Source organism: Nonomuraea harbinensis (assembly GCF_019396385.1).
GTDB classification, from domain to species: domain Bacteria; phylum Actinomycetota; class Actinomycetes; order Streptosporangiales; family Streptosporangiaceae; genus Nonomuraea; species Nonomuraea ferruginea.
Genome location: NZ_JAHKRN010000031.1, coordinates 1 through 24,228, shown reverse-complemented (window position 1 = coordinate 24,228; position 24,228 = coordinate 1). Strand labels below are relative to the sequence as shown.

Here is a 24,228-nt window from a genome sequence, read left to right as displayed (position 1 = left end):
TGACAGATACCCCAGGTGACGGCAGGGTCACGGGGCCGGTGGGACCACCGCGACCGGGCACCTGGCCTCGCGCAGCGCGGTCTGGGTCACCGGTCCCAGCAGCAGGCAGGCGGGTGACTCGTTGCCGCGGCTCCCCAGCACGAGGAGCGTCGCGTCCTGGGCCGTCTCGATCAGCGCGCGCTGGGGCCGCTCGGCCACGAAAGCGGTCATGACCGGCACCTCGGGGTGCCTGCGGGCCAGCTCCGACGCGACCTCGCGGAAGCGGGCCTCCGCCCCCCTGCGCAGCGCGTGCGAATCCACGAAGGGCAGCGGATCCTGCCAGGCCGACGAGCCGCACTCGGTCCAGCAGCAGAGGGCCTGCACCGTGCCGCCGCGCAGGGCTGCCTCGTCCAGGGCGAAGTCGAAGGCCGCCAGGCTCGGGGGCGAGCCGTCGAGCCCGACCACGATCCGGACCTCCGGGCTGCTCGGCGGCGGGACGGGCCGTACGATGACGACCGGCCGCGCGCTGTGCGCGGGCACCTGCACGGCGGCCGACCCCACCTGCAAGCTGTCGAACCCGCCCTGCCCGCGGGACCCGAGCACGGTCAGCTCCGCGTCGCGCCCGGCCTCCAGGATCACCGCCGCCGGCGTGCCCTTGCCGAGCAGTTGCAGGACATTCACGTCGGGAGCCAGCTCCCGGGCACGGCGGACGCCCTCCTCCACGATGGTCAGGGCGACGTGCTCGATCTGCGCCATGATCTCGTGGGTGACGGGCCGGAAGGCGTAGGGCCAGTGCAGGGCATGGCAGACCAGTACCGGCAGCCCTCGGATGCGCGCCGCGTCGAGCGCCCAGCTCAGCGCCTGGTGGCTCCCCGGCGAGTCGTCGTAGCCGACCAGTACGGGCCGACCGGCGTATCCATCGCTCATCGCCGCCTCCGGAGAAGTTCTGTGTCCTTCGTCAGCGCCGTCAGCCGCACGGCGGTGACCTTGTATTCAGGGCAGGAGGTCACGGTGTCCGCCCGGTCGGAGGTGAGGGCGTTGACCCCGCTGGAGGGGAAGTGGAAAGCGCAGAACACCTGGCCCGGAGCCACGTCGTCGCTGAGGCGGGCGATCAGGGAGGCGCTGCCGTGGCGGCTCTCCACCCTGACCCGGTCGCCGTCGCGCAGGCCGTGCCGGGCCGCGTCGTCCGGATGGACGTCGACCCGGTCGACGGGGTCGAGCCGCAGATTGTCCGTACGACGGGTCATCCCGCCGGAGTTGTAGTGCGCCCAGCGCCGTCCGGTGACCAGGACCAGAGGGTAACGGTCGTCGGGCTGCTCGCCCGGCGGCAGATAGGGCGCGGCGCTGAGGTGGGCGAGCCCGTCGGGGGTCGCGAACCGTTCCCGGTAGAGCGAGGACTCGCCGGGCCGGTCGGGGTCCGGGCACGGCCAGCAGACGGCGCCTTCGCGGTCGAGCCGTCCGTGCGACAGCCCCGCGAAGGCGGGGACCAGGCGGGCGCACTCGTCCAGAGCGTCAGCCGGGGTGGGGCACCCCAGGTCGGCGCCGAGCGTCGCGGCCAGCGCGTGGATGACCTCGAAATCGGTGAGCACCCCTTCCGGCGGGCGGAGGGCGGCGCGCACCCGCTGGAAGCGGCGGTCGAAGTTGACGAAGGTGCCTTCCTTCTCCAGCCAGGACGCGACCGGGAACACGACGTCGGCCCTGCGGGCGGTCTCGGACAGGAACAGCTCGCTGCAGACGACGAGCGGGCAGGCGTCGAGCGCCTTGGCGACGAGGGTGCTGTCGGGATCGGTGGCGCAGACGTCCTCGCCGATGACCCACAGCGCGCGGAGCTCTCCCGACCGGGCGGCGGCGAACATCTGCGGGATGCGCAGCCCCGGCCGCGGGGGAACCGGGGCGCCCCACACCTCCTCGGCCCTGGCCCGCGCGGCGGGGTCGGTCACCTTCCCGTACCCGGGCAGGAGGTCCGGCAGCGCGCCCATGTCGGAAGCGCCCTGGACGTTGTTCTGGCCGCGCAGCGGGTTCACCCCGAAGCCGCGGCCGGTCCCGACCGCTCCGCGCAGGATCGCGAGGTTGGACAGGGTGCGCACGCCGTCGGTGCCGTGCAGGTGCTCGGTGACGCCCAGCCCGTAGACGATCGCCGGCCGCTCCGCCTGGCCGAAGAGTCGGGCGGCCGCGACGATGTCGCCGGCGGGGACGCCGGTGACGGCGGCGGCCCGCTCCGGCGAGTAGTCCTCCAGCAGCGCGGTGAGCTCGGGCAGGCCGCTCGCCCGATGGCGCAGGAACTCCTCGTCGACCAGGCCCTCGGCGAGCATGACGTGGGCCAGCCCGTGGAAGAGCGCGACGTTGGTGCCGGGCCGGGGCCGCAGGTGCACGTCGGCGTAGCGGGCCAGGCCGACCGCCCGGGGGTCCGCCACGACGAGCCGTGCCCCGCGCAGGGTCCGCTGGAGCAGCCGCGCGCCGACCACCGGATGCGCCTCGGCCGGGTTGGCGCCCACCAGCAGCAGGCAGTCCGCGGTCTCCACGTCGTCGAAGCCGTCGGTGCCGCCGGACAGGCCGAACGTCGCTGTCAGTCCGGCGGCCGAGGGGGAGTGGCACAGCCTTGAGCAGTTGTCGACGTTGCTGGTGCCGATCACGACCCGCATGAACTTCTGGAGCAGGTAGTTCTCCTCGTTGGTCGCCCTGGCCGAGGAGATCGCCGCCACCGCGCCGGGGCCGCCCGCGGCGACCGCGGCCCGTAGCCCCCGGGCGACGTGGTCGAGCGCCTCGCGCCAGCTCGCCGGCCGCAGCCGGCCGGCGCGGCGCAGCAGCGGCCCGGTGAGACGCTCGGGCGAGCGGAGGAAGCCGTGGGCGAACCGTCCTTTGACGCACGCGTGCCCGCGGTTGACCGGGCCGTCGTGGGCGGGCGACACCGCGATCACCTCGCCGTCGCGCGTGAGCACGTCCAGCGAGCAGCCCACCCCGCAGTAGCCGCACGTGGTGCGGGTGCGGGCCGCCTCCGGCGCTCGGCCGCCGCCGGGCAGGCCGGGCTCGGTGAGCGCCCCGGTGGGACAGGTGTCGACGCAGCCGCCGCAGGAGACGCAGTCGGACTCCGCCCACGGCCCTCCCGTGCCGGGCGCCACCACCGTGTCGGAACCCCGTCCGGTCAGGGTGAGGGCGAAGGTGCCCTGCACCTCGGCGCACATGCGCACGCACCGGCCGCAGGCGATGCACAGGTCGCGGTCGAGGTGGACGTACGGGTGGCTGTCGTCATGTCCCCGGCCGCCGGCTCCCCTGGCCAGGTCCGCGGCTATCCCCAGCGAGTGGCAGAGTGTGGCCAGCTCGCTGCCGCCGTCGAGCGCGTACGGCGGCAGCGCCGAGACGATCAGCTCGACCGCCTCGCGGCGCGACGTCCGCAGATCCTCGGCGGCGACCTCGATCCGGGCGCCGTCGGCGGCCGGAGTGACGCAGGCGGCCACCACCGAGCCGCCGGATCTGACCAGGCAGGTGCGGCAGGAGCCCACCGAGGTCAGCCGGTCGTCGTCGCACAACGTGGGCAGCTCGCCGCCGGCCGCGCGCACGGCGTCGAGCATCGAGGCGCCGTCCGCCACGTGCGCGGTCACCCCGTCGACCAGAACCCTCACCGGTCCCACCCCGCCAGCCGGTCGCCGTAGGCGCGGGCGAGGCTGCGCACCGCCGCCGGCACGCGACGTCCGAAAGCACACAGGCTGGCCTCGCCCATGACGCGCAGCAGCCGCGCGTACTCGTCGCCCGCCCGCGCGGCGGTCCGGGCGATCTCCAGACCCCGGCGGGACCCCACCCGGCACGGCGAGCACGCCCCGCAGCTCTCCGCGGCGGCGAACTCCCACACGTGCCGCAGCACGTCCTCGGGCTCGACGTGCTGGTCGAAGGCGACGAGCCCGGCGTGTCCGAGCGCCGCGCCGCGACCGGCCAGGGCCGTCTCCGACAGCGGCACGTCGAGTTCGCCGGCGGCGAGGAAGCCGCCGAGAGGCCCGCCGACCTGCACCACGGCCAGCTCCGAGCCCTCGCGCAGGCCGCCGCCCAGTTCCTCGACGATCGCGAGCACGGACGTGCCGAGTTCGACCTCGTAGCAGCCCGGCCGGGCGAACCGCTCGGACAGGCAGACCAGCTTCGTGCCGGTCTCCGAGGACGTGCCCCGCGCGGCGTAGGCGTCTCCGCCCCGCTGGACGATCCACGGGACCGCGGCCAGCGTCTCCACGTTGTTCACCACGGTCGGGGCGTCCCACAGGCCCTGCCTGGTCGGGTACGGCGGGCGCGGCCGGGCGCAGCCACGCCCGCCTTCGAGCCCCGCGACGAGGGCGGTCTCCTCGCCCGCGACATAGGAGCCCGCGCCCTCGGCCACCTCGATGTCGAGATCGACGCCGGTGCCGTGGATCCGCCGTCCCAGATGCCCGTCGGCGCGTGCCCGCTCCACCGCGGCCCGCATGCGGGCCAGCGCCCGCGGATACTCCGACCGGACCAGCACCACGCCGCGGCGGCCTCCGGCCGCGTGACAAGCCAGCGCCAGCCCTTCCAGCACCCGTCCCGGATCGGCCTCCATCAGCAGCCGGTCGGCGTACGAGCCCGGGTCGCCCTCGTCGCCGTTGGCCACCACCACGGTGTCGGGCGAGCCCTGGGCGGCGGCCCACTTGGCGGCCACCGGGAAACCGGCTCCTCCGCGCCCGCGCAGCCCGGAGGCCGCCACCTCGGCGAGGACCCGGTCCGGGGCGAGCGTCCGCACCACGCGGGGCCACACCTCCCAGGGATCCTCTCTCCCGACGACGCCGGCCAGCACCACCGGAGCGCCGGTGGCGTCGGCGGCGGGTATCGGGGGAGCGTGGGCCCGCGCGCGGCCGGAGAGCTGGGCGGCCGGCTCCGGGCCGGTGCACGGCGTGTCGCCGTCGAGGCAGGCCGGGCCCGCGTAGCAGTAGCCGAGGCACCGGACGCTCTGCAGCGAGACCCGCGCCTGCGCGTCCACGTGGTCCGCCGCGACGCCGAGCGCCTCCTCCACCTCCTGGACGTGGCGGCCCGACCCGGCCGCGAAGCAGGCGGCGGCGGTGCAGACCCGGACGTGACGGCGACCGCGGGGAGCGGCCAGATCGGCGTAGAAGGTGGCCGGTCCGAGCCCCGCCGCGGCCGGCAGGCCGAGTCGCCGGGCCACTTCGGGCGCCCGCTCCTCGGCGGATCCTTGTCCGGCTCTCGCCGCCTTGGACAGGGAATCCAGCATCCGCGGACGCCCGCGACGCTCGGCCAGCGCGCGAAAAGCGTCGAATCTGCTGGTTGAACCCACATTCCCATCATGAACCCGTGCCGGTGACTGTCCTACGAAGGCGCTGGTCATCATTGGGCAAGGGCACATTCACGGAACCGCCGCGAGACCGATCACAGCTGCTGGGCCTCCCGGCGGCGCAGCAGCCACCGGCGGATCTCGTCGGCGCCCCAGACGATCAACGGGAACGGGGCCACGAAGGCGAGCATGTCCACTGTCAGGGCGGCGGTGCCCAGCAGCGCCTGGAACGGCGGGGTGTAGATGAGCACGGCGGCCAGGGCCAGCTCGAAGGCGATGCCCCACAGCAGCAAAGGGTTGGAGGTGACGCCGACCGAGCGCAGGGAGGCGCGTTCGGTGCGGGCCGCGAACGCGGTGCCGATCTGGCACGTGATCATGCCGAGGAAGGTCATGGTGGTCGCCTGCCGGTAGGCATGGTGCAACGGGCTCCCGGGACCGGTCGGATCGCCCGGGTGCCAACCGGCTCTCAGGAGTACGTAGAAGAACCCGGACATGGACAGGACGGCGCAGATCACGCCGAGGAACAGCCAGGCGCGCAGCAGCATCGAGGTGCGGATCACGCTCTCCGAGCGCTCGCGCGGCGGGCGCCGCATGAGACCGGGCTCGGCGGGTTCGCGTCCGAGCGCGAGCGCGGGCAGGGTCTCGGTGCCGACGTCGAAGGCGAGCAGCTGCAGCACCGTGAGCGGAAGCGGGACGGCCCCGCCCGCCAGGGCGAACACCAGAAACGGGACGATCTCGGGGGTGGTGTGGGCGAAGATGTAACAGATGAACTTGCGGATGTTGTCGTAGACCTGCCGGCCTGACCTGATGGCGGCCACGATGGTGGCGAAGTTGTCGTCGGTGAGCACCATCGTGGCGGCTTCCTTGGCCACGTCGGTGCCCGAGCGCCCCATGGCGACTCCGATGTCGGCGCGGCGCAGCGCCGGCGCGTCGTTGACCCCGTCGCCGGTCATCGCCACCACGTGCCCCTCGGCGCGCAGCGCGTCGGCGATCCGCAGCTTGGCCTCGGGCGAGCTGCGCGCGAAGATCAGCTGACGGTGCTCGCGCAGCAGCGCGTCGAGGTCGTGCTCGCTCATGGCGTCGAGCCGCTCACCGGTGACGACCACCGGGTGCTCGCCGGCGATGCCCACCTGCTGGGCGATCGCCGCCGCGGTCAGCGCGTGGTCACCGGTGACCACGATGATGCGGATGCCGGCGGCATGGCAGTACGCGACGGCCTCGGCGACTTCGGCCCGCGGCGGGTCGTGCATCGCCACCAGGCCCAGCAGAGTCAGTTCGCGTTCGGCGTCCGCACGCTCCTGGGGCGCGGGCCGTGCCGGATCGAGGCGGCGTGCGGCCAGGGCGAGCACGCGCAGGCCCCGGCGGGCGTGGGCGTCCACGACCTGTTCGACGTCGTGGCGCCGGGCCGCGGTGAAAGGCCGGACCTCGCCGCCCTCCATGATCGCGGTGCAGAGCGGCAGGACCGTCTCGGGAGCTCCCTTGGTGTCCACCCACGTGCCGCCGTCACGTTCGTCGACGGTCGACATCCGCTTCAGCACCGGGTCGAAGTGGAACAGGCGCAGCCGCCCGCCGGTCCGGCCGGGTGGGCCGAGCCGGTCGGCGGCGGCGAGCATCGCCATCTCGGTCGGGTCGCCCGTCAGGGTTCCGGCGAGGTCGCGCTGGGCGTTGTTGCACGCCACCATGACGGAGAGCAGCCCTCCGAGCGCCGGGTCCCGGGCGTCCCCGGCCGCCGGGCCGTCCTCCGGCTCGTAGGTCCCGGCGGCGGTCCAGATCACGGTGACGCGCATGCGGTTCTCCGTGAGCGTGCCGGTCTTGTCGGTGCAGATCACCCCCGTCGCCCCCAGCGTCTCCACCGCGCTCAGCCGTTTGACCACCGCTCCCCGCCGCGCCAGGTCGCGCACGCCCAGGGCCAGCGCCAGGGTGATCACCGGCAGCAGGCCCTCCGGCACGTTGCCCACCAGCAGCCCCACGGCGAACACCGCGGCCTCCGGCACCGGCAGGTGCGCGCCGAAGGTCGCCAGCGGGACGAAGGCCGCCCCGGTGACCACCGCGATCGCCGCGATCAGCCACGCCACCTTGCGGACCTGCCGCTCCAGCGGGCTCTCCTCGCGCTGGACGCGTTCCGACAGCGCCGCGATCCGCCCCAGCTCGGTCCGCATCCCGGTGGCGAACACCACCGCCCGAGCCCGGCCCTCGGTGCACATCGTCCCGGAGAACACCAGGTCGCGAGCCCGCAGCAGGCTCACCCCGGTATCCAGCAGCACCGCTGAGCGGAAGACCGGCATGGCCTCGCCGGTCAGCATCGACAGGTCGATCTCGACACCGCCCTCGACCAACCGGGCGTCCGCCGAGATCCGGTCCCCCTCGTCGATCACCAGGACGTCGCCGGGCACCAGCTCGGCGGCGGGCACCACCGCCGGACGCCCGTCGCGCAGCACTTTCGCCTGCACCGGCAGGTACGCGGCCAGCGCCTCGACCGCCCGCTCGGCCTGCAACTCCTGGACGAACGCGAACGCCGCGTTGATGACGATCACCACCACGATCGCCACCGCCACCGGGATGATCCCCGCCACCCACGCCAGAGCCGCGGCCGCCCAGAGCAGCAGCGCCAGCGGGTGGGTGAACTGCCGCACCAGCTCCCCAGGCCACCGATGACCACCACGGCGGTGGAGCTCGTTCGGGCCGTACTGGACCAGCCGCCGCGCCGCCTCCCGCGAGGTCAGACCGGACCGGGCGCTGCGCAGATCACGCAGCAGCAGCTCCAGCCGTTCAGTCGGATCGACCTCCCGGCCCTGGGCCGGCTGCTCCGCCTGGCTCATCGATCACATCCCCCGCACTGGATCACCTTCCTGCCCGGCTCCCTCCAGGGGTCCGCGAAGATGGGTTGATACCCAGAACGTGCGTGGCGGGGGTCTGGAGAAGGCAATCCGCGGGGCGGCCCTTGGGACGGAATCAACCGCATCAACCTGGGGAGATACGGAGAGGGGCAGCACGGTGGCCGGCTGAAGGGGAGGGCGTGTCATGGCGGGAAAGATCATGGCCGGAGTGGACGGTTCCGTGCCGGCGACCGCGGCCGTCGAGTGGGCGGCCGCCGACGCGCACCGCCGCGGGCGCTCGCTCCACCTCGTGCACGTGCACGAGCACTGGCCGCTCGTCCTGGACGAGGCCGAGTCGCGGTACGGCGCCGATGCGCTGCGGGCCGCCGCCGCCCGGGCACACGAGGTGGCGTCAGACGTGGAGGTGACCACGGAGGTGCGGAGCGGCAACGTCGTCGAGCAGCTGATCATCGAGTCGGCCTCGGCCGAGTGCGTGGTCCTGGGCAGCCGGGGACGGGGCGGCTTCGCCGCGATGTTGCTCGGCTCGGTCAGCGCGGCCGTGGCGGGATACGCCGCCGTGCCCGTCGTCGTCGTGCGCGGCAGGGCCGAGGCGACGTACGGGCGGGTCGTGGTCGGCTACGACGGCTCGAAGTGCTCCCGGACGGCGATGAGGTACGCCATCGAGCAGGCGCGCGCCCGCCGGGCCCGTGTCCACGCGGTGTTCGCCTGGCAGGTGCCGATGTCCGTGCCGTACGCCGCCGCCTACGTCGGTGTCCTGGACAGCGCCTTCGAGGAGCAGCAGCGCAAGGCCCGCGAAGCGGTGACGCCGTGGCGGGAGGAGAACCCGGACGTCGAGATCACCGACGAGCAGGTGTGCGAGCATCCCGTCGCGGCCCTCATGAAGGCTTCGGCCACGGCCGATCTGGTCGTGGTGGGCTCGCGTGGCATGGGCGGCTTCGCCTCGGCCGTGCTCGGCTCGGTGAGCCGCGGCGTGCTGAACCACGTCACCTGCCCGGTGGCGGTCGTCCGGCCCTCGGCGGCGGGCGACAGGTGACACGGCCGGTCACAGCTGCCGATGAGCGTGTTGGACTGCTGCAACTGGGACGCGAGGATGTCCAGGACTTCTCCCACCTTCTTGCCCTGATAGGCCGGGGGGTCGCCTTCCTGGAACTCGTACGGGAGGTCGAGTGCCGCCTCTCCCTCGACGTTCGCCTGCCGGAGCCACTCCAGTGCGGCGCTCTCGCGTCCTGGCCGTACGGGCAGGACCGCCTTGGCCCACGCGGCGTTGAGGAACTCGTTGCGGCGGGCGTCGCCGTCGATCTGGATCAGCCAGCCGAGTGAGCTCCCCAGGGGCGCGGGCTGTGTCTGCTCGGTGATGAGGTAGTTGACCCGCCACTCGTCGGTGGCGTGGCCGCGCGGATCGATCGCCGACGCTGTCCTTCGTGGGCAGGGGAGGGTCCGGGGGATCGGGCGGGACCGGCGGGACCGTTCGGGGCCTCCAGTAGTCCGGGGCCACGAAGTACAGCATCTCGTCCACGTCGAAGATCTGCCGGAGCAGCTCCGACCCCAGGTACTGGTTCTCGAACAGCTCGAACGGCTTGAGCTTGTGGATCAGGCTGCCGTAGATCACCTGGCGCTCCTCGCTGCGCAGGTCCTGCGACGGCCGCGGGCGTTCTCCGACGCGGCGCTCAGGCCGAGCCCCTACGACGCGCACCACACGGTGCCCGCCATCGCCTTCGGGCACGCCGCGCGGTTCGCCCTTCCCTGACTCCGGTGGCAGTCAGCGGACGGCTTCGGGCACGGGCTCGCGATGCAGGATGCGGTCCAGCCGGGCGGCGGCGTAACCGAGGACCGACAGCGCGGTCACGACGAGCAGGTCTCCGGCGGCGAGGGGTTCGGTGCTGAGCAGGTCGCGGAGCAGCGGCACGTACAGGCCGGCGAGCTGCAGCAGCAGCGCTCCGGCCACGGCGACCAGCAGCGCCGGGTTGGCGAGGGAGCCGGGGCGCGCGCGGGACCCGAGCGCGACGCCGAGCTGGACGGCGCCCAGGGTGAAGAACGCCATGCTCTGCCAGGGACGTCCGGTGTGCAGGGCCCAGACGGCGACGCCGAGCGTGACGACGGTCAGGACGACCGCGATGCGGATCACCCGCTGCCACAGGCCCGCGCCGAGGATGCTCTGGTCCGGCGGGCGCGGCGGGCGGCGCATCGCGGCCGGTTCGGCGGGCTCGCCGCCGAGCGCGACGCCGGGCAGGCCGTGGGTGAGCAGGTTGACCCAGAGGATCTGGGCGGGCAGCAGCGGCAGCGCGAGCCCGAACGCCGGGCCGATCAGCATGACGGCGATCTCGGTGGCGCCACCGGACAGGCCGTAGACCAGGAAGCGGCGGATGTTGGCGTAGACGCGGCGGCCCTCGTCGACGGCGGCGACCACGGTGTCCAGGTCGTCGTCGGCCAGGACCAGATCCGCGGCCTGGCGGGCGACCTCGGTGCCGCGTCCCCCCATGGCGACGCCGATGTCGGCGCGGCGCAGCGCGGGGCCGTCGTTGACGCCGTCGCCGGTCATCGCGACCACCTCGCCGTCCGCCCGCATGTCCTCGATGAGGGCGAGCTTCTGCTCGGGGGTGGCGCGCGCGTACACGGAGGCGCCGGAGTGTCCGTCGGAGGTGGCGAGGGCGCGGCAGTCGACGACCGGCTCGCCGGGTCCGATGATGCCGAGTTCGGTGGCGATGGCGCCGGCGGTGCCCGGATGGTCGCCGGTGATCAGGATCGGCCGGATGCCGGCGCGCCGGCAGGCGGCCATGGTGCCGGCGGCGGCCCGGCGGGGCGGGTCGAGGATGGCGACCAGGCCGAGGAGCCGCAGCCCTTCCTCCGGCACCTCCTCGGGGATGCCGGGCAGGTCGGCCTCGGCCACGGCCAGGACCCGGTAACCCTCGAGGGCGAGGCGTGCCGCCTCGGCGGCGGCGTCGTCCAGGAGCGCACGGTCGTCGGCGAGGACCGGCGCGCGCAGCAGCACCTCCGGCGCGCCCTTGCAGATCACCTTCGACCGGCCCTCGGGCAGCCGGTGCAGGGTGCTCATCCGCTTGCGGGCGCTGTCGAAGGGCCGTTCGGCGATGCGGGGGTAACGGCGGTCCAGCTCGCCGCGGTCCAGGCCGAGCTTGGTGGCCGCGGTCAGCAGCGCGGCCTCGGTCGGGTCGCCCAGGGCCCGCCACTCCTCGCCGTCGCCCCGTATCAGCCGCGCGTCGTTGCACAGCGCGGCGGCCGTCAGCAGGCCGGCGAACGCCTCGGGCGCCGCGTCGCCCTCGACCTCCCCGTCCGGCCCGTAGCCGGTCCCGGTGAGCGCCGCGCGCGCGGCGGGGGTCCACAGCCGGCGCACGACCATCTGTCCCTCGGTGAGGGTGCCGGTCTTGTCGGTGGCCAGGACGGTGACCGAGCCGAGCGTCTCGACGGCGTGCAGGCGGCGTACGAGGGCGCGCCGCGCGGCCATCCGCCGGGCACCCAGCGCCAGGCTGAGAGTGACCACGGCGGGCAGCGACTCCGGCACCGCCGCCACCACCAGGCTGATCGCGGTGATCACCATCAGCTCCAGCGGCTGCCCGCGCACCAGGCCCAGCGCCCCGACCACCACGCACAGGAACACCGTCACCCCGGCCAGCAGCCGCCCCACCCCGACCAGCCGCCGCTGCAGGGGCGTCAGCCCGGCCGCCGCCACCATCAACGCCGCGATCCGCCCGGTCGCGCTGGCCGCGCCGGTCGCGCTCACCTCGCCCCGGCCGCGCCCGCGCAGCACCACCGTGCCCGCGGCGATCTCGTCACCGGGGTTCTTGTCCACCGGCACCGACTCGCCGGTCAGCGCGGACTCGTCGATCAGCAGGGCCGCGGCCTCTCCCAGGCGGGCGTCGGCCGGGACGATGTCGCCTTCGGCCAGCACCAGCACGTCGCCCTGGACGACCTCGGCCGCGGGCACCTCCCGCTGGGCGCCGTCCCTGACGACCCGGGCCGTGGGCGCGGTGAGCGTGGACAGCGCGGTTATGGCCCTGTCGGCGCGCACCTCCTGGGTGACGCCGACGCCGGTGTTGACGACGATCACCAGGAGGATGACGGTCATGTCCGTCCAGTCGCCGGTGAACGCGGTCAGCGCGGTGGCCACCAGCAGCACGACGATCAGCGGGTCACGGAGCTGCCCGGCCACCCGCCGCCACAGCGGCGTGGGCGGCTTGGCGGGCAGCAGGTTGGGTCCGTCGAGGTCCAGCCGTACGGCCGCCTCCTCCGACGTCAGCCCCGGTGATGCCAGCGTCATCGGTTCACCCATCTCTCCCGGCTCGCACGACCTCTCCCTCATCTTCGCTGGTCACAGTCGGGTGGCCAGGGCCGAAGGTCACACAGTCCGGCCTCGATGACCTATTCCCAGGACCCCGGGACCTACGTGCCCGAGCCCGATTTGCGGAGAAGGGTACCCCTAGGGGTATGCTGCGGTCATGGAGCTGAACGAGAGCATGGTGGGCGACGCGCTGACTCGACTGAAGCGGGCGCACGGCCAGCTCGCCGGGGTGATCGCGATGATCGAGGCGGGGGAGGACTGCACGAAGGTGCTCACCCAGCTCGCCGCCGTTTCCAAGGCGCTCGACCGCGCCGGGTTCAAGATCGTCGCCTCCGGTCTGCGGCACTGCCAGGACGCGCAGAACCGCGGCGACCAGCCGCCCATGAGCGTGGCGGAGCTGGAGAAGCTCTTCCTCGCGCTCGCCTGAGACCCGCGGCCACGTCGTGGCCGCGTTTTTCTGACTCTCCTATACCCCCAGGGGTATTTAATGGGAATGGACGCACGATGGACATCACCTCTTTCCGGACGCCCGGCCTGGGCGACCAGACCTACCTGCTGACGTACGAGGGCAAGGGCGTCCTCGTCGACCCGCAGCGCGACATCGGCCGCTTCCTGGACGCCGCCGCCGAGCGCGACGTCGAGCTGCGGTTCGTGCTGGAAACCCACATCCACAACGACTACGTCTCCGGCGGCGAGCAGGCCGCGCTGCGCACCGGCGCCGAGCTGGTGCTGCCGGCCGCCGCGACGCCCGCCTACCGGCACACGCCCGCCTTCCACCTGGAGGACATCGACGGCGGCGCCGGCCTGACCCTCCGGCCCATCCACACGCCCGGCCACACGCCCGAGCACACCAGCTACCTGGTGCTCGTCGACGGCGAGCCGGTGGCGCTCTTCTCCGGCGGCAGCCTGCTGGTCGCCTCGGCGGGCCGGCCCGACCTGCTCGGTCCCGAGCGCGCCCGCTCCCTGGCCCGCCTGCAGCACGGCTCGCTGCACCGCCTGGCCGCGCTGCCTCCCGGCGTCGGGCTGTACCCGACCCATGGCGAGGGCTCGTTCTGCACGGCCAGCGGCGCCGGCCGGTTGACGTCCACCATCGGAGCCGAGCGCGAGGGCAACCCGATGCTGGCCATCGACGACCCGGAGGAGTTCGCCGACGCCATGCTCACCGCTCCCATGCCCATCCCGGCCTTCTACCGGCACATGGGCCCGGCCAACACGCTCGGCGCCCCGCCCATGCCGGCCGTGCGCGTCCCCGAGCTCGACGCCGCGCCGGAGGGCTCCCACGTCGTGGACATCCGCCCGCGCGGGGTGCAGGCCCGCGGCATGCTGCCCGGCTCTACCGGCATCGAGCTGGACGAGGACTTCGGCAGCTGGACCGGCTGGCTGCTGCCGTACGCCGAGCCGATCACGCTGGTCGCCGAGCCCGGCCAGGACGTCACCGAAGCCGTCACGCAGCTCGCCCAGATCGGCATCGACACCGTGCGGGGCGTCGTCCGGCATCCCGGCCCGGACGCCACGCAGACCTACGAGCTCGCCGGGCTCGACGTCTTCGTCAAGCGACTCGCCCAGCCGCGCGCGCAACTGCTGGATGTCCGGATGCCCAGCGAGCGGGAGCAGGTCCGGCTGCCGGGCACGGTGGAGCGCTTCCTGCCCGACCTGTTCGTCCAGGGCGTGCCCGCCGAACTCGACCCGGAGCGACCCGTACTCGTCGCCTGCGCCTCCGGGCGCCGCGCGGCCATCGCCGCCGGCTTCCTCGCCGGCCGTGGCTACCGGCCGGTCGCGCTCAACGGCGCGGGCATCGCCGAGGTCGCCGACGCCCTCCGCCAGCACCACACCGCCTGACAACCTTCCCAGGAGAGAACCTTCGTGTCCCACATCGACACCGCCACCGCCCGCGCACTGATCACGACCGACCCCGGCGTCCTCGTCGTGGACGTCCGCACCCCGTCCGAGTTCGAGTCCGCCCACATCGACGGCGCCGTCAACCTGCCGCTCGACCAGGTGGACGCCCACCTGCGACGCATCGTCCAGGACGCCGGCGGCCGCATGGTGCTCGTCTGCCAGTCCGGCGGCCGGGCCGAGCGGGCCCGCAGAGCGCTCAGCGAGGCCGGACTGCCCGGCGTGGCGGTGCTGGACGGCGGCATGAACGCCTGGATCGCCTCCGGAGCACCCGTCAACCGCGGCCGGCCGCGCTGGCCGCTGGAGCGGCAGGTCCGGCTCGTCGCCGGGAGCATCGTGCTCGTCTCGGCCGTGACCAGCCTGTGGGTCCCGGCCGCCGTGTTCGTCGCCGCGTTCGTCGGCGCGGGCCTGACGGTCGCGGCGCTCACCGACACCTGCGCCATGGGCATGCTGCTGGCCAAGCTGCCCTACAACCGCGCCGGCGAGGTGGACGTCGAAGCCGCCGTCGCCCGTCTGCGCGGGCCTTCGGCCCCTTGACCAGGCGCTTTCTCATGTCCTTTACATACCCCCGGGGGTATTTGTGATCGCCTTGACTCTCGCCGCCGCCGTCGTGGTGGGCATGACGCTCGGACTCTTCGGCGGCGGAGGGTCCATCCTCACCGTTCCCCTGCTGGTCTACCTGGCGGGTGTCCCGGTCAAGCAGGCCATCGCCATGTCGCTGTTCGTCGTGGCCGTCACCAGCGCCGTCAGCGCCGTCGGCCACGCCAGGGCCGGGCGCGTCCGCTGGCGCACCGGGCTGATCTTCGGCGCCGCGGGCATGGCGGGCGCGTACGGGGGCGGCCTGATCGGCCCGCACCTGCCCGAGACGCTGCTCATGGTGGCCTTCGCGGCCATGATGCTCGCCACCGCCGTCGCCATGATCCGTGGCCGTCGTGTCACCCGTGCGGTCCCGCGAGAGCTGCCCGTCCCGCACGTGGTCGCCGAAGGCGCCGTGGTCGGCCTGGTGACCGGGCTCGTCGGCGCGGGCGGCGGCTTCCTGGTCGTGCCCGCGCTGGTGCTGCTCGGCGGCCTGCCCATGGGCGCGGCGGTGGGCACCTCACTGGTCGTCATCGCCATGAAGTCGCTGGCCGGCCTGGCCGGATACCTGCACTCCACGCCCGTCGACTGGTCCCTGGCGCTGTCGGTGACCGCGGCGGCCGTGGCCGGCGGGCTCGTCGGCGGCGCCCTCGCGGGCCGCCTCGACGCCGACCGGCTGCGCAGCGGGTTCGGCTGGTTCGTCCTGGTGACGGGCGTCGTCGTCCTCGTCCAGCAGGCGCCGCTGTAGGCGGATGGAGCACCCTGGCGCCGGCGCCGGGTGGCTGCTTCTATAGAGACGAAACCCCTGGTACGGCGACCGTATCCGCTCGGATCGGCCGGATAATATAGCCGATCGGGGTGTCGTGCGGGACGCTGCGCGTCTAGGATCTTCAGCGCGACACGCGTCGGGGGAGCCGAGACGAGAGGTGGTGCGATGGGCGCCAGGGCGGCAGAGGCGGGGCGGCCGCAGCTCAGCGACGACGCCGCCGCCTACGTGCGCAGCATGATCATGTCGGGGCAGTGGCGTCCGGGCGACTCCGTCCGGCCGGAGGCGGTCGGCCAGGCGCTGAGCATCTCCGCGACCCCGGCCCGCGAGGCGCTGCACGTGCTGCGCGTGGAGGGCTTCCTGGAGCTGCTGCCCCGGCGTGGGTTCCAGGTGGCGCGGCTGACGGGGCAGGACATCCGCGACCTGTTCGAGGCGCACGCGCTGATCTCGGGGGAGCTGGCCGCCCGGGCCGCGGTCCGGGCGACCCCTGACGAGCTCGACGAGCTCGACGCCCTGCATCACGAGCTGCTGGCGGCGGCGTACCGCAAGGACCTGGCGCTGCTGGAGGAGAAGAACCACGCCTTCCACCGCCTGATCAACCTGGTCGCGGACGCCCGCAAGATCACGTGGGTGCTGACCCTGACCGGGCGGTACATCCCCACCCGCTTCTACTCGGAGATCGAGGGGTGGCCGCAGGCCACCCTGCACGACCATTCGAAGATCCTGGAGGGCCTGCGCGCCCGGGACGCGGAGGCGGCGCGGGCGGCGATGCACGATCACATCGCCAACGCCGGGGATCTGCTGGCCAGGCAGTTCGACAAGCGCGCGGCGGGCGAGCAGGACCCCGCGTAGCCCGTTCATGGAGCCAGGTGCCGGCCGGTCTCTATAGAGTTTCGCGCTCCCGTGTGCGGGGGGAAATCCTGCTCAGCTACGAGATTCATGAGACATCTGGCGATTCGAGCATAAATAATATATTTTATATCGGGACGAAAGGGGAGACGTGCTGCCACTTACAGGGATCACCGTGGTCGCGCTCGAACACGCGGTGGCCGCGCCGTTCGCGACGCGCCAGCTCGCCGACCTCGGCGCCCGGGTGATCAAGATCGAGCGGCCCGGCTCCGGCGACTTCGCCCGGCGCTACGACGAGTCGATCAACGGACAGTCCAGCTACTTCGTCTGGCTCAACCGTTCCAAGGAGTCGGTGACGCTGGACGTGAAGTCGCCGCGCGGCCGGGAGATCCTGCACGAGCTGGTCGGCCGGTCCGACGTGCTGGTGCAGAACCTCGGGCCGGGCGCGGCCGACCGGCTCGGCCTGTCGGCCGCCGCCGTGCGGGCACGGGACCCCCGCAAGATCGTGCTCGGCATCACCGGCTGGGGCAGCGACGGCCCGTGGGCCGGCCGCAAGGCGTACGACCTGCTCGCCCAGTGCGAGGCCGGCCTGGTCTCGCTCACCGGGTCGGCGGACGAGCCCGCCCGGGTCGGCATCTCGGTCGCCGACATCGCCGCCGGGATGTACGGCTTCAGCGCCGTCCTCGCCGCCCTCTACCAGCGGCGGCTCACGGGCGAGGGCGCCACCCTGGAGGTCTCGCTGTTCGAGGCCCTGGCCGAGTGGATGGGCCAGCCGGCCTACTACACCGCCGGGAGCGGCCGCCAGCAACCGCGCGCGGGCGCCCGGCACGCCACCATCGCCCCGTACGGGCCGTTCACCGCGGGAGACGGGCGCACGGTCCTGATCTCGATCCAGAACGAGACCGAGTGGGTGCGGTTCTGCGCGGAGTTCCTCGGCGCGCCCGAACTCGCCACCGACCCGCGCTTCGCCACCAACACGCTGCGCGTGGCCAACCGCGACGCCCTGGAGGCGATCGTGGACGCCCGCTTCGCCGCTTTCGGCGCGGCCGAGGCCTCCGCCCTGCTCGACCGGGCCGGGATCGCGAACGCCGGCGTCAACACGGTCGGCGACTTCCTGGACCACCCGGTGCTGCGGGAGCGCAAGCGGTGGCGGGACGTCGACACCCCCGGCGGCGCCATCCGCGCGCTGCTCCCCCCGATCTCCCTCGGCGACGAGGAGCCGCGGATGGACCCGGTGCCGGCCGTCGGCGAGCACACCGCGGCCGTCCTGGCCGAGCTGGGCCGCTCACCGGGGGAGATCGCCTGCCTGGCCGACGAGAAGATCATCTGACGCGGGGCGGCACCGCGAGATCAGCGAAGGAGTACCGATGACGTTGAACGCCGAAGAGACGGCCATGGTCGAGGCGGTGCGCGACTTCGTCGACCGCGAGGTACGGCCGGTCGCGAGGGAACTGGAGCACGCCAACGCCTATCCGGGCGAGCTCATCGACCAGATGAAGCGGATGGGCGTCTACGGTCTCGCCATCCCCGAGCCGTACGGCGACGTCCAGGTCTCCACCCCGTGCTTCGCGATGATCACCGAGGAGCTGGCACGTGGATGGATGAGCCTCGCCGGGGCCATGGGCGGGCACACCGTGGTGGCCAGGCTCATCCTCGCGTACGGCACTCAGGAGCAGAAGGACCGCTACCTGCCGCGGATGGCGACGGGCGAGCTGCGCGCCACGATGGCGCTCACCGAGCCCGGCGGCGGCTCCGACCTGCAGGCGATGCGCACCGTGGCCAGGCGTGACGGCGACGGGTACGTGATCGACGGCACCAAGACCTGGATCAGCAACGCCCGCATGTCGGGTCTGGTGGCGCTGCTGTGCAAGACCGACCCCGCGGCCGAGCCCCGGCACCGCGGCATCTCCGTCCTGCTGGTGGAGAAGGTGCCGGGGGTCACCGTCACCGCCGACCTGCCCAAGCTCGGTTACAAGGGCGTGGAGAGCTGTGAGGTGGTCTTCGACGGCGCGCGGGTCCCGGCGGACGCGCTGCTCGGCGGCGTGGAGGGCGCCGGGTTCACGCAGATGATGCGCGGCCTGGAGATCGGCCGCATCCAGGTGGCGGCGCGGGCGACCGGGGTGGCCAGGGCCGCGTTCGACGACGCGCTCGCCTACGCCCAGCAGCGGGAGTCGTTCGGCAGGCCGATCTGGCGGCACCAGGCCGTCGGCAACCACCTCGCCGAGATGGGCACCAAGCTGACCGCCGCCCGACGGCTGCTGCTGTACGCGGCCGAGCGCTACGACTCGGGTGAGCGCAGCGACATGGAGGCGGGCATGGCGAAGCTGTTCTGCTCGGAGGTCGCGATGGAGATCGCCCTCAACGCGATCCGGGTGCACGGCGGCTACGGCTACTCCACCGAGTTCGACGTCGAGCGCTACTTCCGCGACGCCCCGCTGATGATCGTGGGCGAGGGCACCAACGAGATCCAGCGCGACGTCATCGCCCGGCAACTCGTCGAGCGCGGCGGCCTGCCCTTCTGACGGCGGGGTCGCACGGGCCGGGTAACGCCGGGCCGTCATCCGGCGCACGCCGGGATAACGCCGCGCTCGTAGCCTCCCGGCATGGCTGAAGCTTTCATCATCGATGCCGTCCGTACCCCGGTGACCAAGCGGGGCGGGCCGCTGAGCACCGTCCATCCCGCCGACCTCGGCGCCCACAGCATCCGCGCCCTGGTCGAGCGGACCGGGATCGACCCGGGACTCGTCGACGACGTCGTGTTCGGCAACGTGGACTCGGTGGGTCCGCAGTCGTTCGACATCGCCCGCACCTGCTGGCTCGCGGCGGGGTTCCCGCTGCACGTGCCGGGGGTGACGATCGACCGGCAGTGCGGATCGGCCCAGCAGGCCGTGCACTTCGCCGCGCAGGCCGTGATGAGCGGCACGATGGACCTCGTCGTCGCCGGCGGCGTGCAGAACATGAGCATGGTGCCGCTGATGTCGGCGGCGAACGCGGGCCGGGCGCTCGGCTTCGACGACCCGTTCTCCACCTCGCCGGCGTGGACCGGCCGGTTCGGGGACGGCGAGGTCAGCCAGTTCCGTGGCGCGGAGATGATGGCCACCCACTGGGACATCTCCCGCGAGCAGATGGAGGAGTTCGCCGTCGAGTCGCACGAGCGGGCGCTGCGGGCGAACGCTGACAAGCTCTTCGAGCCGGAGATCGCGCCGCTCGACGGCGTCGGCGCCGACGACGGCCCGCGCGAGCCGAACTGGGAGAAGATCAGGTCGCTGCCCACGCTGCTGCCCGGCGGGCGCATCACCGCGGCCTGCGCGAGCCAGATCAGCGACGGCTCCGCGGCTCTGCTGATCGCCGGCGAGCGCGCGGTGAAGCACCTCGGGCTGACCCCCCGGGCGCGCATCCACCACATGAGCGTGATGGCCGACGATCCGATCATGATGCTGTCCGCCCCGATCCCCGCGACGGAGCGGGCGCTGCGGCGGGCCAAGATGACGCCGGACGACATCGACGCCGTCGAGATCAACGAGGCGTTCGCGCCCGTGGTGCTCGCCTGGCTGAAGGAGACCGGCTTCGACCCGGCCAGGGTCAACCCCAACGGCGGGGCGATCGCGCTGGGCCACCCGCTCGGCGCGACCGGCGCGCGGCTGATGACGACGCTGCTCAACCACCTGGAGCGCACCGGCGGCCGCTACGGCCTGCAGACGATGTGCGAGGGCGGCGGCCAGGCCAACGTCACCATCATCGAACGCCTCTGAGGCAGAGCGAGGAACGAAACGGCCGGGCCGGCGGGATCACCGCCGGCCCGGCCGTTCCCACCTGGCCACCTGAGGTCGCGTCAGGCCAGGTAGGTCTCCAGCAGCCGGTTCTCGTCGAGGTCGGCGCTGTTGCCGGAGGTCACGACGTCACCGACGACCATCACGTAGGCCCGGTCCGCCACCTCCAGCGCCAGCCCGGCGTTCTGCTCCGCCACCAGCACGGCGGTGCCGGTGGCCACCACCCGCTTCAGCGCCTCCAGCACGTCCCCGACGATGCGCGGCGCGAGCCCCATCGACGGCTCGTCGATCATGAGCAGGCGCGGCTTGGCCATGAGCCCGCGCGCGATCGCCAGCATCTGCTGCTCGCCGCCGGAGAGCACGCCGCCGAGGTCGTCGAGCTTGCGCCCGAGCACCGGGAACAGGTCGATCATCTCGGCCATGCGCTCCTCGACCCCGCCGCCGGGCAGCCGGTAGCCGCCCATCAGCAGGTTGTCCCGCACGGTGAGCGTGGACAGGATGGCCCGTCCCTCGGGCACGTGGCTGACGCCGAGCCGGGCGATCCGGTGCGCGGCCGTGCGCCCCATCACCCGGCCGTCGATCTCGACGGTGCCGGCGGCGGGCCGTACCAGGCCGGAGATGGTCCGCAGCAGGGTGGTCTTGCCGGCGCCGTTCGGGCCGACGATGGCGACGGCCTCGCCGGTGCCGACCGTGAGGCTCACCCCGTGCAGCGCCTCCACCGCGCCGTAGCGGGTGACGAGGGATTCAACGACCAGCATCGGGTGCCTCCACTGCGTTACGGTCGTGGGTGCCGAGATAGGCCGTCTTGACCCGTTGGTCCTGCCACACCTCGGTGGGCCCGGCCTCGGTGAGGACGCGGCCCCAGTCGAGCACGACGACGCGGTGGCAGACCTCGGTGACGAGCCGGACGTTGTGGTCGACGAGCAGTACGGTCACGCCCTCGTCGTTGATCGAGCGGATGAGCTCGCCGATCTCGTCGGACTCGGTGCGGTTCATCCCGGCGGTGGGCTCGTCGAGCAGCAGCAGCCGGGGTTCGGTGGCCATCGCGCGGGCGATCTCGACGCGCCGCCGCATGCCGTAGGAGAGCTCGGCCACGTCGGCGTCGATCACGCCGGTGAGTCCGACGCGGTCGATGAGCCGCCGGGCCACCTCGTGCTGCTCGGCCTCCTCCCGCCTGCGGGTCCTGCCCATCTGCCAGCGGCGGCCCTTGAAGGACAGGTGACGGCCGATGAGGACGTTCTCCAGGACCGTGCTCTCCTCGAAGAGCTGCAGGTTCTGGTACGTGCGGGCGACGCCCGCGGCGGCGAGGCGGTGCGGGCGCAGGTCGGCCACGTCCGCCCCGGCGAGCCGGATGGTCCCGGTCGTCGGCTTGAGATAGCCGCTGATGAGGTTGACGACGGTCGTCTTGCCGGCGCCGTTGGGCCCGATGAGGCCGCAGATGGCGCCCTGCCGCACGGTGAACGAGACGTCGTCCACGGCCTTCATGCCGCCGAAGTGCTTGCTGACCCCGGACAGTTCCAGGAGTGCGGTCATGGGCTCGCCACCTTCTCCGCAGGTTCGTCGATCTTGGGAGACGGCGGGTTCCCACGGTCCCGCCATCGTCGTCGCAACCCCCGGTAGAGCGACCGGTCGGACAGGCCGTTCGGCGCCACCAGCAGCACCACCACGAGCAGCACGCCGTAGACGATGTCCTCCCAGTGGCCGCCGGCGACCTGCAACAGGTCGCGCAGGATCGTCAGCCCCCAGGTCAGCAGGACCGGCCCTGCCCAGTGCCCGTTGCCGCCGACGAGCACGTACGTGAACACGATCACCAGCGTGGCGAAGCCGTACTGGTCGGGGCTGATCACCATGGTCCGGTGCGCCTCCAGCGCCCCCGCGCAGCCGGCGATCGCGCCGGCGGCGGTGAAGGCCACGAACCGCACCCGGAACACGTTGATGCCCAGGCCCTCGGCGGTGCGCTCGTCCAGCCGCACCGCCTTGGCGGCCCGGCCGAAGTGGGAGCGGTGACCGAGCTCCAGCACGAGGAAGGCCACGGCCAGGGCGATGATGAGGTACTCCGTTTTCACCTCGACCGGGATGCCGGCGATGCCGTTCGGCCCGTTGGTGAAGTCGCTGATCCGGATCAGCACGACGATGGCCTGCGCGAGCGCGAGGCTCCCGAGCGCCATGTAGATGCCGCGCAGCCGCAGCACCGGCGGCGCGAACAGCGCGCCGATCGCCCCGGCGAGCAGCGTCGCGGCGAGGAGCCCGACGGCGAACGGCAGCTCGGTCTTGGTGGAGACGAGGGCGGCCGTGTAGCCGCCGACGGCGGCGAATCCCATCGGGGCCAGCGACATGATGCCGACCCGGAACGTGACGTGCACGCTGACCACGAGCAGGGTGAGGATGAGAGCGGTGTCCAGCCGGAAGAGCTGGAGCGGTTCGAGCCAGTCAAACACGTGCGGCCTCCTTCTTGCCGAAGAACCCGGACGGCCGCGCGACCAGCACCGCGAGGATGGTCGCGAACGCGATGATCTCCCGGAACACGCTGGACACGTACGAGGTCGCGTACACCTCGATGACGCCGAGCACCAGGCCCCCGACGATCGCGCCCTTCACCGAGCCCATGCCGCCGAGGATGATCACCGCGAAGGCGACCAGCAGGAGGCCGTCACCCGATGAGTAGGACACCTGAGCCGCCGACGCCGCCACGAAGATGCCGGCCACGGCGGCGAGGCCGCCGGCGACGAAGAAGCAGATCGAGAAGACGAGCTGGCTGTTCACGCCGAGCAGTTCGGCGGTCTCCCGGTTGTGGGCGACCGCCCGCACCGCCCGCCCCGACCTGGTGCGGTTCAGCCAGAAGGCGAGGCCGGCCATCGCCACGATCGCGATCGCCAGCATGACGACCTGGAGCCGCGGCACGTTCTGCCCCGCCACCTCGAAGGCACCCACCGGGAAGCCCTGCCGGGGGAACGCCTCGGTCTGCGCGTCGGTATAGGTGCGCAGGATCGTGGTGAGCACGAGCGAGACGCCGATCGTCGCGACGACGAAGGAGAACTCGGGCGCCTTGCGGGCCCGGAGCGGGGCGAGGACGGCCAGGTCGAGGAGCACCGACAGCACGCCGGCCGCCACCATGCCCACCAGGATGGCGAGCGGCACCGGCACTCCCAGGTGCAGGGCCGCCAGGGCGGCGAAGCTGCCCCAGGTCAGGATCTGCGCATGCGCGAAATTCAGGATGCCGAGGACACCCCACACCAAGGTGACGCCTACGCCCAGCAGGGCGTAGGTACTTCCCAAGGCCAAGCCGTTAATGGTCTGCTGCACACCATCCTCCGCTCCCTCTCACAGCCTTGGGGGACCAGGCTGACTTCGGTGTGACGAGATAGGTGCCCAGCGTTCCGTCAGCTCGTTAACGCCACCGTTACGTCCCGATACGGGCGTTAACCACGGCCGGATCCGAGCTCCGGGAACTCCATGAGGTTCAGCATGGTTCCGTCCGGGTCGCGGATCGTGAGCACGTGGCGGTGCCGGCCCGGCATGGGGGTGAGCGTGACCGGCCCGGCCACCACGGGCACGTCGTGCTCGCGGATCCGGGCGAGGGTGGCCGTCATGTCGCGGACGCGCAGGCCCAGCCGGGCCAGGCCGGGCTGCTTGGCCGTACGGGGGACGGGCTCGCCGCGTTCGTCGGCGAAGCACAGCAGGTCGAGGTAGGTCGCGGCGTCGTCGTCGCTCCAGGTGAGCAGCGCGGCCTTGCAGCGCACCGAGCCCGTGACGTCGAGGATCGCCTGGAAGTCCGCGGCGGCGTCGAACTCGAAGACCTGCCCGATCAGGCGGGCGCCGAGCACGCGGGTGTAGAAGTCGAACGACCGGTCGAAGTCCGCGCAGACCACGTTGGCGTGGACGAGGTGGGTGATGCCCAGGGTCATGGTGGAGGTCCTCTCTCCGTGCGAGTGACGACGCCGCCCCGGCACGCTGGTGGCGTGCCGGGGCGATCGGGA

Annotated in this window: 20 protein-coding genes; 10 read left to right on the top strand and 10 right to left on the bottom strand. The window is 73.0% G+C overall.

Going from position 1 to position 24,228, the window contains the following annotated elements:
- Positions 1-27: 27 nt before the first annotated feature.
- The 4 genes from KME79_RS28020 to KME79_RS46550 all read right to left on the bottom strand — a co-directional run bounded on the left by KME79_RS28020 (position 28) and on the right by KME79_RS46550 (position 8,082).
- Positions 28-906 carry a universal stress protein gene (locus tag KME79_RS28020; protein WP_219547168.1) on the bottom strand — a complete coding sequence of 293 codons (879 nt, stop codon included), beginning with the start codon at positions 904-906 and terminating at the stop codon, positions 28-30.
- Positions 903-3,599: a formate dehydrogenase subunit alpha gene (gene fdhF, locus KME79_RS28015; protein ID WP_308249077.1), complete on the bottom strand. Its 2,697-nt coding sequence runs from the start codon at positions 3,597-3,599 to the stop codon at positions 903-905. Before fdhF ends, KME79_RS28020 begins: the two co-directional genes overlap by 4 nt.
- Complete coding sequence (locus KME79_RS28010; protein WP_219547164.1) at positions 3,596-5,203, bottom strand: NAD(P)H-dependent oxidoreductase subunit E; 1,608 nt, start codon at positions 5,201-5,203, stop codon at positions 3,596-3,598. The genes fdhF and KME79_RS28010 overlap by 4 nt, the downstream gene beginning before the upstream one ends.
- A gap of 155 nt (positions 5,204-5,358) precedes the next feature.
- Positions 5,359-8,082, bottom strand: coding sequence for a cation-translocating P-type ATPase (locus KME79_RS46550; RefSeq protein ID WP_219547162.1), 2,724 nt, complete (start codon positions 8,080-8,082; stop codon positions 5,359-5,361).
- 202 nt (positions 8,083-8,284) lie between these two features.
- On the opposite strand from KME79_RS46550, the gene KME79_RS28000 reads away from it, so the two are divergent.
- Both KME79_RS28000 and KME79_RS27995 read left to right on the top strand, forming a co-directional pair.
- Positions 8,285-9,133 carry a universal stress protein gene (locus KME79_RS28000; protein ID WP_219547160.1) on the top strand — a complete coding sequence of 283 codons (849 nt, stop codon included), beginning with the start codon at positions 8,285-8,287 and terminating at the stop codon, positions 9,131-9,133.
- Positions 9,134-9,685: 552 nt separating this feature from the next.
- Positions 9,686-9,847 carry a hypothetical protein gene (locus tag KME79_RS27995; RefSeq protein ID WP_219547158.1) on the top strand — a complete coding sequence of 54 codons (162 nt, stop codon included), beginning with the start codon at positions 9,686-9,688 and terminating at the stop codon, positions 9,845-9,847.
- Between the two features lie 12 nt (positions 9,848-9,859).
- Here KME79_RS27995 and KME79_RS27990 read toward each other — a convergent pair whose 3' ends face one another.
- Positions 9,860-12,373 carry a cation-translocating P-type ATPase gene (locus KME79_RS27990; RefSeq protein WP_246640552.1) on the bottom strand — a complete coding sequence of 838 codons (2,514 nt, stop codon included), beginning with the start codon at positions 12,371-12,373 and terminating at the stop codon, positions 9,860-9,862.
- A gap of 178 nt (positions 12,374-12,551) precedes the next feature.
- On the opposite strand from KME79_RS27990, the gene KME79_RS27985 reads away from it, so the two are divergent.
- From KME79_RS27985 to KME79_RS27950, 8 genes are all read left to right on the top strand, one after another.
- Positions 12,552-12,821 carry a metal-sensitive transcriptional regulator gene (locus KME79_RS27985; RefSeq protein ID WP_148030934.1) on the top strand — a complete coding sequence of 90 codons (270 nt, stop codon included), beginning with the start codon at positions 12,552-12,554 and terminating at the stop codon, positions 12,819-12,821.
- 77 nt (positions 12,822-12,898) lie between these two features.
- Entirely contained in the window at positions 12,899-14,233 is a 1,335-nt protein-coding gene (locus KME79_RS27980) for an MBL fold metallo-hydrolase (RefSeq protein WP_219547156.1), read from the top strand.
- Positions 14,234-14,257: 24 nt separating this feature from the next.
- On the top strand, positions 14,258-14,827 hold the full coding sequence (locus tag KME79_RS27975) for a rhodanese-like domain-containing protein (protein ID WP_219547154.1): 570 nt from the start codon (positions 14,258-14,260) through the stop codon (positions 14,825-14,827).
- A 43-nt stretch (positions 14,828-14,870) separates the two neighbouring features.
- The gene (locus KME79_RS27970; protein ID WP_148030937.1) at positions 14,871-15,614 is read left to right on the top strand and encodes a sulfite exporter TauE/SafE family protein; all 744 of its coding nucleotides are present in this window, start codon (positions 14,871-14,873) and stop codon (positions 15,612-15,614) included.
- 186 nt (positions 15,615-15,800) lie between these two features.
- On the top strand, positions 15,801-16,484 hold the full coding sequence (locus KME79_RS27965; protein ID WP_148030938.1) for a GntR family transcriptional regulator: 684 nt from the start codon (positions 15,801-15,803) through the stop codon (positions 16,482-16,484).
- Between the two features lie 148 nt (positions 16,485-16,632).
- Positions 16,633-17,811, top strand: a complete 1,179-nt coding sequence (locus KME79_RS27960) for a CaiB/BaiF CoA transferase family protein (RefSeq protein WP_219547147.1) — start codon at positions 16,633-16,635, stop codon at positions 17,809-17,811.
- A 37-nt stretch (positions 17,812-17,848) separates the two neighbouring features.
- On the top strand, positions 17,849-19,003 hold the full coding sequence (locus tag KME79_RS27955) for an acyl-CoA dehydrogenase family protein (RefSeq protein WP_219547145.1): 1,155 nt from the start codon (positions 17,849-17,851) through the stop codon (positions 19,001-19,003).
- Positions 19,004-19,084: 81 nt separating this feature from the next.
- Positions 19,085-20,233, top strand: coding sequence for an acetyl-CoA C-acetyltransferase (locus KME79_RS27950; RefSeq protein WP_148030941.1), 1,149 nt, complete (start codon positions 19,085-19,087; stop codon positions 20,231-20,233).
- 80 nt (positions 20,234-20,313) lie between these two features.
- Here KME79_RS27950 and KME79_RS27945 read toward each other — a convergent pair whose 3' ends face one another.
- The 5 genes from KME79_RS27945 to KME79_RS27925 all read right to left on the bottom strand — a co-directional run.
- Complete coding sequence (locus KME79_RS27945; protein WP_148030942.1) at positions 20,314-21,009, bottom strand: ABC transporter ATP-binding protein; 696 nt, start codon at positions 21,007-21,009, stop codon at positions 20,314-20,316.
- Positions 20,996-21,784: an ABC transporter ATP-binding protein gene (locus KME79_RS27940; protein ID WP_148030943.1), complete on the bottom strand. Its 789-nt coding sequence runs from the start codon at positions 21,782-21,784 to the stop codon at positions 20,996-20,998. The genes KME79_RS27945 and KME79_RS27940 overlap by 14 nt, the downstream gene beginning before the upstream one ends.
- Entirely contained in the window at positions 21,781-22,689 is a 909-nt protein-coding gene (locus KME79_RS27935) for a branched-chain amino acid ABC transporter permease (protein WP_219547143.1), read from the bottom strand. Before KME79_RS27935 ends, KME79_RS27940 begins: the two co-directional genes overlap by 4 nt.
- Entirely contained in the window at positions 22,682-23,533 is an 852-nt protein-coding gene (locus KME79_RS27930) for a branched-chain amino acid ABC transporter permease (RefSeq protein ID WP_219547141.1), read from the bottom strand. The genes KME79_RS27935 and KME79_RS27930 overlap by 8 nt, the downstream gene beginning before the upstream one ends.
- 137 nt (positions 23,534-23,670) lie before the next feature.
- On the bottom strand, positions 23,671-24,228 hold a 558-nt coding region (locus tag KME79_RS27925), incomplete at its 5' end, for a VOC family protein (protein ID WP_219547139.1).